10 protein-coding genes are annotated in these 13,552 nt (G+C 63.1%); 6 read left to right on the forward strand and 4 right to left on the reverse strand.

The window, feature by feature from the left end; translation table 11 throughout:
• Positions 1–300: 300 nt before the first annotated feature.
• Both CE_RS13325 and CE_RS13335 read right to left on the reverse strand, forming a co-directional pair.
• Positions 301–2,139, reverse strand: coding sequence for a phosphoenolpyruvate carboxykinase (GTP) (locus CE_RS13325; protein ID WP_035109279.1), 1,839 nt, complete (start codon positions 2,137–2,139; stop codon positions 301–303).
• Between the two features lie 514 nt (positions 2,140–2,653).
• Positions 2,654–3,829, reverse strand: a complete 1,176-nt coding sequence (locus tag CE_RS13335) for a hypothetical protein (protein ID WP_006768939.1) — start codon at positions 3,827–3,829, stop codon at positions 2,654–2,656.
• 188 nt (positions 3,830–4,017) lie between these two features.
• Here CE_RS13335 and CE_RS13340 point away from each other — a divergent pair, with 188 nt between their 5' ends.
• The 6 genes from CE_RS13340 to CE_RS13365 all read left to right on the forward strand — a co-directional run bounded on the left by CE_RS13340 (position 4,018) and on the right by CE_RS13365 (position 10,637).
• Positions 4,018–5,193: a TDT family transporter gene (locus CE_RS13340; RefSeq protein ID WP_231295104.1), complete on the forward strand. Its 1,176-nt coding sequence runs from the start codon at positions 4,018–4,020 to the stop codon at positions 5,191–5,193.
• Between the two features lie 136 nt (positions 5,194–5,329).
• Positions 5,330–6,094, forward strand: coding sequence for a tRNA (guanosine(46)-N7)-methyltransferase TrmB (trmB, locus tag CE_RS13345; protein ID WP_006768937.1), 765 nt, complete (start codon positions 5,330–5,332; stop codon positions 6,092–6,094).
• A complete protein-coding gene (locus tag CE_RS13350) occupies positions 6,094–6,780 on the forward strand; it encodes an NYN domain-containing protein (protein ID WP_006768936.1) in 687 nt (228 codons plus the stop codon). The genes trmB and CE_RS13350 overlap by 1 nt, the downstream gene beginning before the upstream one ends.
• Before the next feature lie 6 nt (positions 6,781–6,786).
• A complete protein-coding gene (locus CE_RS13355; RefSeq protein ID WP_006768935.1) occupies positions 6,787–9,111 on the forward strand; it encodes an MMPL family transporter in 2,325 nt (774 codons plus the stop codon).
• A 16-nt stretch (positions 9,112–9,127) separates the two neighbouring features.
• Positions 9,128–10,258, forward strand: a complete 1,131-nt coding sequence (locus CE_RS13360) for a TIGR00374 family protein (protein WP_049783659.1) — start codon at positions 9,128–9,130, stop codon at positions 10,256–10,258.
• A 13-nt stretch (positions 10,259–10,271) separates the two neighbouring features.
• Positions 10,272–10,637 carry a DUF3054 domain-containing protein gene (locus CE_RS13365; protein WP_006768933.1) on the forward strand — a complete coding sequence of 122 codons (366 nt, stop codon included), beginning with the start codon at positions 10,272–10,274 and terminating at the stop codon, positions 10,635–10,637.
• Between the two features lie 323 nt (positions 10,638–10,960).
• Here the strand turns inward: CE_RS13365 and CE_RS13370 are convergent, their stop codons facing one another.
• Positions 10,961–11,743, reverse strand: a complete 783-nt coding sequence (locus CE_RS13370; RefSeq protein ID WP_011074950.1) for an ATP-binding protein — start codon at positions 11,741–11,743, stop codon at positions 10,961–10,963.
• Positions 11,740–13,389 carry an IS21 family transposase gene (gene istA / locus CE_RS13375; RefSeq protein ID WP_011074949.1) on the reverse strand — a complete coding sequence of 550 codons (1,650 nt, stop codon included), beginning with the start codon at positions 13,387–13,389 and terminating at the stop codon, positions 11,740–11,742. Before istA ends, CE_RS13370 begins: the two co-directional genes overlap by 4 nt.
• Between the last annotated feature and the right edge of the window lie 163 nt (positions 13,390–13,552).

A 13,552-nucleotide genomic window follows, 5' to 3' on the forward strand; every position in this document is an offset into this window, starting at 1 on the left:
CAACCCCGGGACTCCCGGGAATCATGCGCGGGAAACAATATGAAGGCGCTGCTCATTCCGCGTCCCCACGCCGGCGGGGATACCCAGGGTAGGAGAGATCCGCCTTCCGATCCCCCATTCGGGCTGTCAGCATTTTCCAGGGTGAATATTTTTCCCGTCCGGTCATGGGGGATGTCGTATTTGGCCGGGGGAGGCACCGTGGGATACCCCCCGACAGTGCCCTGCACAACGCGACAACCCCACCCGCTCCGCTTATGGGAGGGGATGGGGTTGTGACGGAAAAGACGAATCAGGCTGTAATTAGGATGCCTGTGCTGCCTGGATGCGCTTCTTCAGAGCCTCGAACTGCTCGTGGACCTCGGTTGGGACCTTGGGGCCCAGGAAGGTGAGGTACTCGGCATTGTCCTCGAGATCGGCTGCCCACTGCTCGGCGGGTGCGGTGAGGGCTTCGCGGATGTCCTCGATCGGGGTGTCCAGGCCCTCCAGGTCGAGGTCCTCGGCGCGGGCGGTGTAGCCGACCACGGTCTCCTCGGCGCCCACGCGACCCTCGATGCGGTCGATGACCCACTTGAGCACGCGGGAGTTCTCGCCGAAGCCCGGCCACAGGAAGCGGCCGTCCTCGCCACGGCGGAACCAGTTGACCAGGAAGATGGACGGCATCTTGTCGCCGCCCTTGTTGCCCATGTCAATCCAGTTCTGCAGGTATTCACCGGCGTTGTAACCCATGAAGGGCAGCATGGCCATCGGGTCGTGGCGCAGGGTGCCCACCTTGGCCTCGGCGGAGGCTGCGGTCTGACCGGATGCCAGGAGGGCACCGACCATGGTGCCGTGCTCCCAGTCGTGGGTCTGGGTGACCAGCGGAACGGTGTCGGGGCGGCGTCCACCGAAGAGGATCGCGTCGACCTTGACACCCTTCCAGTCGTTGAACTCGGGGGCGGCGGTCGGGCACTGCTCGATGGCCACGCAGTAGCGGGAGTTCGGGTGTGCGGCGGGCTGGTTGGACTCGGGGGTCCAGTCGTTGCCCTTCCAGTCGATGAGGTGCTCCGGAGCGTCGCCGTCCATGCCCTCCCACCAGATGTCACCGTCATCGGTGAGTGCGACGTTGGTGAACAGGGTGTTGCCCGGTTCCATGGTCTGCATGGCGATCGGGTTGGAGGCGTAGTTGGTGCCCGGTGCGACACCGAAGAAGCCGTTCTCCGGGTTGACGGCGTAGAGGTGGCCGTCCTCGCGGAACTTCAGCCATGCGATGTCATCGCCGACGACCTCGGCCTTCCAGCCCGGGATGGTCGGGGTGATCATGGCGAGGTTGGTCTTGCCACAGGCGGACGGGAACGCGGCGGCGATGTGGTAGGCCTGCCCCTCCGGGTTGGTGAGCTTGAGGATGAGCATGTGCTCGGCCATCCAGCCCTCTTCCCGTGCCATGACGGAGGCGATACGCAGGGCGTAGCACTTCTTGGCCAGGATGGCGTTTCCGCCGTAACCGGAACCGTAGGACCAGATCTCCTTGGTCTCAGGGAACTGGGTGATGTACTTGGTGTCGTTGCATGGCCATGCAACGTCCTCCTGGCCCTCCTCGAGGGGGGCGCCGACGGAGTGCAGACAGCGGACGAAGGAACCGTTCTCGCCGATCTTGTCCAGGGCGTCCTTACCCATGCGGGTCATGATGCGCATGGACATGACCACGTAGGCGGAGTCGGTCAGCTGAACGCCGAGCTTGGGCTCCGGGTCGGTGATCGGACCCATGCAGAAAGGAACCACGTACATGGTGCGGCCCTTCATGGAACCGCGGTAGACCTCGGTCATCTCCTCCTTCATGGCCTGAGGTGGTGCCCAGTTGTTGGTTGGGCCCGCATCCTCCTGGTTCTCGGAGCAGATGAAGGTACGCGATTCGACGCGTGCGACATCCGATGGGTTGGAACGTGCAAGGAAGCTGTTGGGGCGCTTCTCCTCATTCAGCCTGATGAGGGTGCCTGCCTCGACGAGTTCCTCCGCCATGCGGTCCCACTCTTCTTGGGATCCGTCAGCGAATACAACTGCCTCAGGCTGAAACAGCTCGACCGCCTCGGCGATCCAGTTCAGCAGTTCCTGATTATTCGTAGGTGCCTCGCCCTGCAGGCCCGGGATTGCAGCTGTAGTCATCACTTCTCCAGACAATTTGTCACTCACTGAGTACTCGCCCATCAGATTAACCGCCCGCCTGGGAACAGGATAATAACTTCAATGAGACACGGGCCACATTTGTCATGACCAGTGCCGTTATCCCCTATCAATGCATATCCACCCATCAATCATATGATCATTGGATGTCATTCCTCGCCCCCGAACAGGGGTATCTTCGGACTCCAGACCCCACAGACTTGATGGGTTGACGGGAGTGTCGGTAGGTAATCCCCAGTCAGCGGGCATGGACTGACGCGACCACACCTCATACCCTCCCGCGTAATCATGCGCAGTGACATGATCAACCACCCCATCCCCATCCAGATCGGCGTAGATGGTCAATCCCGCAGCATGCGGGTGGGTCACGCTCTCCTGCTCCGGAGTCCCGATCTCCACCAATTCCCCGTCGATCTCAAGTGCCAACCCACCCGGAACCCCGGTTACCGCCGAGAGGAACTCTCTGACACCAAACCACCACATGTCCACCTCTCCCTCACCTCCCCCATCCGGCCCGGTTGACCTGCCCCCGCAGCCACCGCACCGGCCCACCGCCGGTGCCCGGACGCGCACTGGTTGTATCCAGCTCCAGGGCATGGGGCACGGTGTCCCACCACCTGGCCACCATCCGTCGGCGGCGCTGCACCAGGTAGAGAATCAGCGCCACCACGCCCAGGGGGAGGGCATCGGGCCGGAGGATGCACATCCCCAGCATCCATCCGGACCCCGTCGCCAGATCCGTGGCCGTCAGGACCGGTTCCGCGGGCAGTACGTACCCGTGGCGGGTGGCCCACTCCCGCATGCCGCGACGGTCACCAGCCAGACGCATCTCCCTCACCTGCAGGTGGCGTTCCCGGTGCCACCTGCGTTCCATTTTCTCCACGGCCTGCGCCCACCGGGCATCGGGGACGGCAGGCAGGTCCCACCCGGCTGGCTGGTGCGCCACCCGACGGACGGTGTCCACCAGATCCCACCCCGCCGGCACCGCCTGCGGGCATACCCCCTCGGGCAGGGGCGACAAGGTGACCAGTCTCCCCACGCGGCGCCAGGCGTCCTGGAGGGTCGGGGCGTCGACAAGCAGGAAACCCCGCCCACCCGGCACCGCGACCACCACGTCCGCATCCGCCGAGGTCACCACCTCCACCTGCGCGGCCAGGACGGCGCGGACCTCCGCCACCCGGTCCGCATCCGGGCCGATCACCACCACCCGGGGTGCACCCAGGTCCGGCGGGAGCGCCGGATCCGCAGCCAGCCCCGACAGTTCCGGGAACCTCACCGCCAGGGCACGGAGTTCACAGGTCAGGAGCCTTTCCCGGATGCGCAGCAGCTGCGCAACCCCGATCGTGTAATTCTCCGCCTGTTCCTTATCTTCTATGTGTATGAATTCCTGGGGCCCGGCGCGCATGCGGGAACGCACCCGGCCGGGCACCTCACCGGCATGGATCAGCAGGACCACATCGGTTCCGGAGCCCACCGCGGGCCAGTGGGTGTGCACCATCCTCGCCCCGGGCACCGTCACCCGGACAGGTGCATCCACCGTGCACACCCCGATGCGGGGAGGCCCGGTCAATTCATTCAGCACCTCACGCACGGCCATTCCGGCCATATCACCGAAGGCACGCCCCTCGGCCCATGCCGCGGCCGCCCGGAAGTTCTCAGGCACATCCACCATGGTCTTTCCCCCAACGACTCAGGCCACACCCCGGATCCGCCACCATCACACCGCACTTTTCCCACCTGCGCAACGGCTGCAGGACGGATGCCGGGCGGCTGTCGTCACCGGATCCGGTGACAGCCGCCCGGCTGCCACGGGATGGACCGTTATTACCTCCTGCTATGCACGGCCCCTAATCTGTGGGGGTGTCCACTTCGTCCCGTCTGTCTGCCCTGTCCTCGTCCCTGGTGTCCACGCTGCAGTCCCTGGGCGTACCCGGTGGCGTACCCGGTTATGTGAAAAACCGCCGCCGGTACACCGCGGTGCTGCCCCCGGCGGGTCCGGCGTGGGCGGGGTCCCTCATGGGCACGGCGCTGACATCCGCACTGCTGGAGATCCACGGGTTCGCAGCGGGTGCGCGGGCGATGTTGCTGATCGCGGGGGCCGTCACCATCATCATCACCATCGGGTGGTTGGTGTATCGCTCCCCGAAGTTCACCCCCGTGGTCATGCCGGCGTGGGCGATGGTCTCCCTGGGACTGGTGTCCCTGGGGTCGGCCTCCTCGACAATCCTGGCCGACTCCCTCGGGGACGCGGTGTGGTGGTTCCATTTCGGGTGCTGCGTGATCGGTGGGGTCCTGGGCCTGGTCACCTACGTGGTCTACCTGCGGCAGCTGATCACCGGGCGGGCTGGGACCCCCACCTTCTCCTGGGGCCTGCCCCTGGTCACGCCGATGGTGACGGCCACCGCGGGGATGCGGTTCCATGACTGGCTGGTGGGCACCGATGTCTCCGGCGCACCCGGGGCAGACGGCGCACACGAGGTATGGACCACCCTCATCCTGGTGCTGTCCATGGGCGCGTTCCTCCTGACCCTGCTGACCGCCCCGGTGGTCTTCACCCGGGTTTACGCCTACTATCTCGGCCCCCGTTCCCGGCGCGCCAGCCACCACCGTCTGGAGCCGATGGCGGCACCGACGATCTGGATCCCGCTGGGCATCGTGGGGCAGTCGATGGCCTGTGCGCAGTTGTTCGGGGCCGCCACCGGATGGGTGCGTACCGGGGTCGCGTACGGATTCATCATGTGCGTGGTGGCCATTCCGGTCACTCTGACGGCGGTGGTGGTCCACTACCAGGCCGCGCTGCGCGGGATCAGCTACAGCCCGACGTGGTGGGCCAGCACCTTCCCCGTGGGTGCCCTGTGCCTGGGTGTGCACTGGCTCTCCGACTCCAGTGGCCTGGGGTGGCTGGACCAGATCAGTGTGTTCCTCCTGGTCATTCTTCTTTTCCACGCCGGGGTGGCCACCCTCGGCGGTACGATGGCCATCATCGCCAGGATGGCCCGCAGGCTGCGTGCGGTGACCGGTGGTCGCCGTCGGTGATGCTTGTCGACGTTTCCCCGCTCCACACCACACACCCACCGCGCTTCTGCCCCCGGCGTGTCCCGGCCTGTCCCCCTGTTCAACAACACAGGTGGCAGATTGAAGTTTCTCCACTGAACAGGAAAAATGATCACCAATGTCTATTTCTGATAATTCCCGAGAAGAACTGGGTGAACTGCCGGCCGGCCGTCCCCTCCAGTCCGAATTCAACGACGACCTCGACTACCCGCGTCTGGGCAGTGTCACCTTCCGCCGTGGCACCCTGACCGAGAACCAGCAGACCATGTGGAATGAGAAGTGGCCTGAACTAGGCCGGGTCCTCGAGGACGAACTCATCGACATCGATGCCTGGTTCGGTCGCACCGGTGCGAAGACCATCGTGGAGATCGGTTCCGGCACCGGAACCTCCACCGCCGCGATGGCCCCGCTGGAGGCTGACACCAACATCATCGCCGTCGAGCTGTACAAGCCCGGTCTGGCCAAGCTCATGGGTGCGGTGGTGCGCGGTGGCATTGACAACATCCGCATGGTGCGCGGTGACGGCATCGAGGTGCTCAACCGCATGTTCGCCGATGGGTCCCTCGACGGGGTGCGTATCTTCTTCCCCGATCCCTGGCCCAAGGCACGCCACAACAAGCGCCGCATCATCCAGTCCGGTCCGCTCAACCTCATCGCGAAGAAGCTCAAGCCGGGTGGTGTCCTGCATGTGGCCACCGATCACGCCGACTACGCCGAGTGGATCAATGAACTCGTCGAGGTGGAACCCCTGCTGGAGTACAAGGGATGGCCGTGGCCGGAGTGCCCGCAGCTTACCGACCGTCAGGTGATCACCAAGTTCGAAGGCAAGGGCCTGGACAAGGATCACACCATCAACGAGTACCTGTGGCAGAAGAAGCAGTAATGGCTGACGTACACGACACCGTCCACAGCTACGCCCCCACCGACCAGTCCGGCCCGGAGAACCTCCTGCTCGTCTGGGACGCCCCCAACCTGGACATGGGACTGGGTGCGATCCTGGGTGGTCGCCCCACCGCGGCGTACCGCCCGCGTTTCGACGCCATCGGTCGCTGGCTGCTGGCCCGCGCCGACGACCTCGCCTATGACCTAGGCCGGCGCATCGAGCCCGAGGCCACCGTGTTCACCAACATCGCATCGGGCGGTGCCGATGTGGTGCGCCCCTGGGTCGAGGCCCTGCGCAATGTCGGTTTCGCGGTGTTCGCCAAGCCTAAGCTGACCGAGGATTCCGATGTGGATGAGGATATGCTCGCCCACATCCGCCGCCGCTTCGAGGAGGGTGTCCTCCGTGGCGTGGTGGTCGCCAGCGCCGACGGGCAGAACTTCCGTGAACTCCTGGAGGAACTGACCGGTGACGGGATCCCCGCCACCGTCATCGGTTTCCACGAACACGCCTCCTGGGCCGTGGCCCATGAGGCGATCGAATTCGTCGATCTCGAGGAGATCGCCGGTGTCTTCCGCGAACCGCTCCCACGGGTCAGCCTCGACAACCTGCCGGATGGCGGTGCGTGGCTGCAGCCGTTCAGGCCACTGACCGCCCTTCTGTCCAACCGCAACCAGTCCCAGGAGTAACCACCCGTGTTCTCGAGATGGGGTCACTTCGCCTACAACCACAGGCGTATCATCCCGCTGATCATCGTCGCTGCCATTCTGGCTCTCTACTTCGGGTTCGGCACCAAGCTGGGTGAGCGGATGAGCCAGGAGGGCTGGGATGACCCCGGCTCCTCCTCCACCGCCGCGGCACAGATCGAGATGGAGACCTTCGGCCGTGACAACAACGGTGATGTGGTCCTGCTGTTCACGGCCCCCGAGGGCACCTCATTCGACGACCCGGAGGTGTTCTCCGCCGTCTCCGACCACCTGACGGGGCTGCGGGAGGATAATCCGGGCGAAGTCAGCCACATCAACAGCTACTTCGACACCCGTAACCCCTCCCTGCTCAGCGAGGACGGCACCCAGGCGTTCGCCGCCCTCGGTCTGGAGGGTGACGGTGAGCAGACCCTCAGGGATTTCCGCGCCATCGAGGATCAGCTCGTGCCGGAGTCGCTGCCGGGTGGTGTGACCACCCAGGTCGCGGGTGCCACCGCCGTGGCCGACGCGCTTGACGACGGCATGGCCGGCGACATCCTCCGCGCCGAGGTCTACGCCCTGCCCGCCGTGGCGATCCTGCTGTTGTTCGTCTTCGGTTCCGTCGTGGCCGCCGGCATGCCCCTGATCGTCGGTGTGCTCTCCATCCTGGGTTCCCTGGGTGTGCTGTCGATCCTGGCGAACATCACCCAGGTCAATGTCTTCGCCCAGTCCGTGGTCACCCTTCTGGGTCTGGGCCTGGCCATCGACTACGGCCTGTTCATGGTCTCGCGTTTCCGCGAGGAGATGGACAAGGGCTCCCCCATCCCCCAGGCGGTAGCCACCACGACGGCCACCGCCGGCAAGACGGTGGTGTTCTCCGCCGCCATGGTCGCCGTGGCCCTGTCGGGGTTGTTCGTGTTCCCCCAGGCCTTCCTGAAATCCGTGGCCTTCGGTGCCATCTCCGCGGTGGGTCTGGCCGCACTGATGTCCGTGGTGGTCCTGCCGTCGATCTTCGGCATGCTGGGCACCAACATCGACAGGTGGAGTCTGCGCCGAACGTCGCGCACCGCACGACGCCTGGAGGACACCATCTGGTTCAAGGTGCCGTCCTGGGCGATGAAGAACGCCAAACTGGTCACCGCGGCCATCGTGCTGGTGCTCATCGGCCTGACCGTACCCCTGGTCGGGGTGAAATTCGGTGGCATCAACGAAACCTACCTACCACCGACCAATGACACCCGCCAGGCGCAGGAGGATTTCGATGACTCCTTCGCCGCCTTCCGCACCGAACCGGTGAAACTGGTGGTCACCAACGCCGACAACAACCAGCTCATCGACATCTATGTCCAGGCCAATGAGGTCGAGGGCCTCACCGACAGGTTCAGTGCGGGTGCCACCACCGACGGCACCACCGTGCTCTCCGCCGGCATCATCGACCGGTCCATGAATGAGTCGGTCATCGATCAGCTGCGGGCCATCGACGTGCCCGAGGGTGTTGAGGTCTACATCGGCGGCACCCCCGCCATGGAGATCGAATCCATCGAGGCACTCTTTGAGAAGCTGCCGTGGATGGCGCTCTACATCGTGGTGGCCACCTTCATCCTCATGGCCCTGGTGTTCGGTTCCCTGATCCTGCCGGCCAAGGCCATCATCATGACCGTCCTGGGCATGGGTGCCACCCTGGGCATCCTCACCCTCATGTTCGTCGACGGCGTGGGCGCGGACCTGTTCAACTTCTCCCCCGGCCCGCTGATGAGCCCGGTGCTGGTGCTGATCATGGCCATCATCTACGGCCTGTCCACGGACTATGAGGTGTTCCTGGTCTCCCGGATGGTGGAGGCCCGCGACAAGGGGGCCTCCACCGATGATGCGATCCGCTACGGCACCGCCCACACCGGTTCCATCATCACCGCGGCGGCCCTGATCATGATCGTGGTCTGTGGTGCCTTCGGGTTCTCCGAGATCGTGATGATGAAGTACATCGCCTTCGGCATGATCGCCGCCCTCATCCTCGATGCCACCATCATCCGCATGCTGCTCGTCCCCGCCGTCATGCATCTGCTGCGCGAGGACAACTGGTGGGCACCCGGGTTCATCAAGAAGGCCTACGCAGTCATGGGTCACGGCTCCGACGGCCCGGAGACAACCGGTCCCACCGGCCCCACCCGTCCCCTCGACGAGGGTGAGGAGGTCACCATCCACGAGGCCGTGCCCGCGGAGGAGACCGTGGCCTCCCGCAGCGGGCGCAGCACCGCCGAGGATGAGGAACTGGTGCCCTTCGCCGAACTGATGTCCCGCCTGGAGAACAAACGCCGCTCCGGTGACAGCGACTAGGCGGGGCCCGGTGACCGTGCGCGGAGTGTTCAGCAACCCCTGGGTCAGGTGGGCCCTGTCCCTGCTGATCCTCGGTGCGATACTCTTCTTCCTCCGGGATCATCTCGAGTTCCTGCGCCGGGGCATCGGTGAGATCCGGAACGCCGACCCACTCAGCGTGGGACTCGCCCTGCTTCTGCTCATCGCCTCGTTCGTGGCCATGGCCGAGGTGATGGGCATCCTCCTGCGGGCCGGGGGTGTCCGGCCACCGCGCACCGCCACCACCGCACTGACCTTCGCCTCCAACTCCTGGTCCGCCACCTTCCCCGGTGGGCCGGCCCTGTCGGCGATCCTCACCTTCCAGGTGCAGCGCACCTGGGGTGCCAGCGTAGTCCTGTGTTCCTGGTTCTTCGTGCTCTCCAGTGCCCTGTCCACCATGTGGCTGGTGGCCCTGGGGGTATCGGCGGTGTTCTTCATGGGAGCCACCCTCAACCTGTGGTCCCTGCTGACCAGTTTCGTGCTCATGGTGGGCCTGTCTGGCCTGGTGTACTGGGGTGCCAACCACCCCGACCGGATGGAGAGTCTCGGTCGGGCCGTACTGCACCGCAGCAACCGGGTGTTGCGCAGGCCGGTGGAAACAGGCGTCGACAAGCTCGTCGAACACATCAGCCAGCTGCGCACCGTGACGCTCAGCGCCGGGAACTTCGCCGCGGCCACCACCTGGTCGCTGCTCAACCGGCTTCTCGACGCCGCATCCCTCTGGCTCTGCGTCTGGGCCGTCACCGGGGAACTCCCCTGGATCGAGGCGAGCCCGGACAACACCTCACTCGCCGGGGTGGTGCTGGCGTACACCACCGCGAAGATCGTCGGTTCCATCCAGGCGACCCCCGGTGGCGTCGGTCCCGTGGAGGCCGCCTACATCGCCACGCTCGTGGCCACCGGAATGACCGCCGTGGATGCGGCGGGAGCGGTCATCATCTACCGGTTACTGTCCTTCATCCTCATGTCGCTGATCGGATGGGTCATCTATTTTATGTATTTCACCCCCCGGGGACTGCGTGCCAACCGTGCCGTGGAAAGTGAATCAACCAAACGGGATAGCATGGAAACAGACCCACCCGGTGCGCACCGGCCCGCCCCCGATGCCGCCCATGACCCCAGCCCCTGAGAGGTAAATTCACGTGAACCGTTGGTTAGCCCTGCTCCTGGATGCGATCGCCATCGGACTCTTCGCACTGTTCGCCCGCATCGCCCACCAGAGCGAGGAGATGCCCCTCACCGCCGCCGGCTGGTTCAACACCATGCTCCCCTTCCTCGCCGGTGTGTTCCTCGCCTACCTGGTGGTCATCCTGCCGCTGAAGGCCCGTGCCGAGTTCATCCGGCCGGCCGGACTGTCCGTATGGGTCTTCGCCGTGGTCATCGGCCTGGTCTTCTGGGGCATCACCAATGGCGAGATCCCCCACTGGTCGTTCATGGTCGTGGCCACCACCGCCTCCGCGATCCTGGTCCTGGGCTGGCGTGCCCTACACCGCGTGATCCGTAAATAGGCCGACCCGGGCCGCAGTCCGGGCCACAGTCTAGGCCGCAGAGCACAAAAGTCCCCTTTACCCCCTCACTGCCCGCTCCATAGGCGGATTGAGGGGATAAAGGGGACTCTCTCGTCGGGGGTCTGTTAACTGAACAGGCCCTGCAGATAGGCCACGAATGTGGTGAGGATGTCGATTCCGGAAAGAACTGCCAGAATTGCCAAATGGGGTGAAATGGTACTGCAATTCCGGAGCACTGGTACTGCGTTCTGATCCCGTGGTACCGGCAGGCTCCCTCAAAAACAGGAAACCCGCCAGCATCAGGGACAGGGCCGTGCTTTTAGCTACTGACCATCGTGGGCAGCGATCCGCTCCCGACTGGTGATCTCACGCATATCCACCGTGCCTAAGGTGATCTTGCGAGACGATCTCGATAAACGGTTGACAATGGAATCCCCGGAGTTCTTATCCGGTAACACATCCAACCAATGCCCCGGAGTCGACTGCGACCCGATGATCGTTGCGTGAATATTCTCCCGATTCGCTAGAATCGCAAACAGGTCACTTGCAGTGCGTTCATCAACACCCACGGTGAGAAAATCATCCAGAATCAACACATCAACACCAAACAAGCCTGCCAGCATGTCCTCGTGTTCCAACGTGTCGATCCGAGTGACCGCCAAACGCCTAGCCAGATCATCCATGCGCCAATACGCCACCGAATAGCCGTTATGGCACGCAGAAATCCCCACCGCACAGGTCAGATACGTCTTCCCGGACCCCGTCGGCGACAAGATCAACAAGTTGGTCGGATCTGCACCCCAATCATGATTACCCAGACGCTTCATCGTCATCGGATTAAGATTTCGACCCTGTTCATAGCGAATTTCCGCGATCGAGGCATCCATAATAGGAAACCTCGCTTTCCTAATCGCCTCGGAAATACGTTTAGCCTCTCGATCCCTGGCCACCTGCTGGCCAGCCAACCGAAACGCCTCCTCCGGGGTTAGCACATCAGGATTATCGTCATCGATGTTGGCGGTGACGATCTCTTCAAAGGCCCTAGCCAAGCTACTGGCCCGCAGACTGCGAAACAACGCGTGATCATCATCATTAAACAGTGTCACTGGTTGCCCTCCTGCTCATCATCAAAAGACAAAGACGGAATATCATCGACCTCATAGGCGCTGGATGAGCGCAGAAACACACCCGTATCCAGATCCTGGACTGGTTGTGGTTTCACCAGATCAGGAGCCGGCGTCGGCGCAGATCCAGCAACGCTGCGTTTGTGGGTATCGCGGTTGGTGATAATCGATGACTGCAGCTTTTTGATCACCGAATACGTCGGGTACAGATCAGCATCAAGAAGCTCTTGGCAGGCCTGTTCCAACCCGCTGCGGCTTTTCCCGCCCAGCGTTTTCAGGATGTTTTGGCAGTCCAACCAGCCATGGGCATGATGGGCGTGCCGATTGATCATCATCTCGATCACCGTGGTGGTCGCGGGACCAACCAGGCGTGCCTGGTTGATAAACCACTGGTCACTCCACAACTCTGCAGTATCCAGGTGTGCTGGTGGGACATGATCGGCGTGGGTGGAATATTGCCCGAAGCGCCCATGGAGTCGACGGTGCGTAGCCACAACCTGATCTCCGGCAAAGACCGTGATGTCGGTGTTGGATAACCGGGCTTTGACGGTGGATCCCACAAGTTTCCAGGGCACCGAGTAGTACTGCTTATCGCAGGAAATATGGTAGTTGCGCTGGACTTTTAGCTCCTTCCACTCATAGGAGGTGTAGTCCTGATCCGGCAGTGGGATCAGCAGGTGGCGTTCTTCAGCCTGGAATTGCTCGTTCCTGCGTGTCCCATCTACCCGGACGATGTCGTAGTTGATCTCATGGACCTGATCAGCAACGATGTCCTCAATCTGGTCGATGCTGTGGAAGGGGCCTTCCATTTCCAGCACCCCCAGGATGCGGCTGTAGGCGATTTGAACGGATCGTTCCACCCCGGCCTTTTGTTTCGGGGCTCGGACATCAGTCGGCATCACGGCAGTGTTGTAGAACTTGGCCAATGCTTCATACTCAGCACTCACGGCACGGGCGGGGTCGTTTTTCTTCGGCCGGTAGATCGCTGCGGTGTCATTGTCAGGGACCAGGACAAACGGGGCCCCGCCGAAGTAGCGCAGTGCAGCGATATGGCAATTCAGCCAGGCCTTGATATCCATGGTGAAACTGGGGTGGACATACATCATCGATGAGTACGGCAAAACCGCGGTGAAGAAATGCACCTTGCGTGCCTGGCCGGTGATCCGGTCGGTGATCTTGATGGTATCGCCTGCCCAATCAACCTGCATCGTGCGTCCTGGCTGGTGATGCAGCGTGCGGTAGAGGTCATGGGCGTCGACATAGGCATGGAAACGCTGGCAGTAATGCGAGTAGGAATAGGGCTGTTTAGCTGCACTGCCTGCTTCGACGAGGTAGTAGCGCCAGTCCAGCAGGAGGGTGTGATGCGGATTGGTTTTCAGCCGGTGCAAGGTGGTGGCAAAGTCTGGTGCCAGGTACTTCGATTCTTGCGGCAGCCCACGGAGGGGATTTTTCCACTCCTCGAGTTCCTCATCGGTGATCTGGCTCAGTGAGTGCAGCGTGATCTGATGGGCGTCGATGAGCTTATGCGCTGCGGAGATGTCTCTGCGCGAGCATTTCAGCCTGGTGCTGATGGTGGTATAGGAATCACCGAATAGGACTGCGGTGATGATGTCCCGGGTAGAAGCCATGGTTCCTCCATGGAAGTAAGGGGGCGTGTCACGGCTATCAGCGGATGTGCTGTAGCCGCCACCTTTATTTCTACCTGCGGTACCACTGGATCAGAATGGGGTACCACGATCCCCGGAATCCCGGTACCCCAAAACCCCATTTGGCACAGAATTGTCATGGTGT

Source organism: Corynebacterium efficiens YS-314 (genome assembly GCF_000011305.1).
Taxonomy (GTDB): domain Bacteria; phylum Actinomycetota; class Actinomycetes; order Mycobacteriales; family Mycobacteriaceae; genus Corynebacterium; species Corynebacterium efficiens.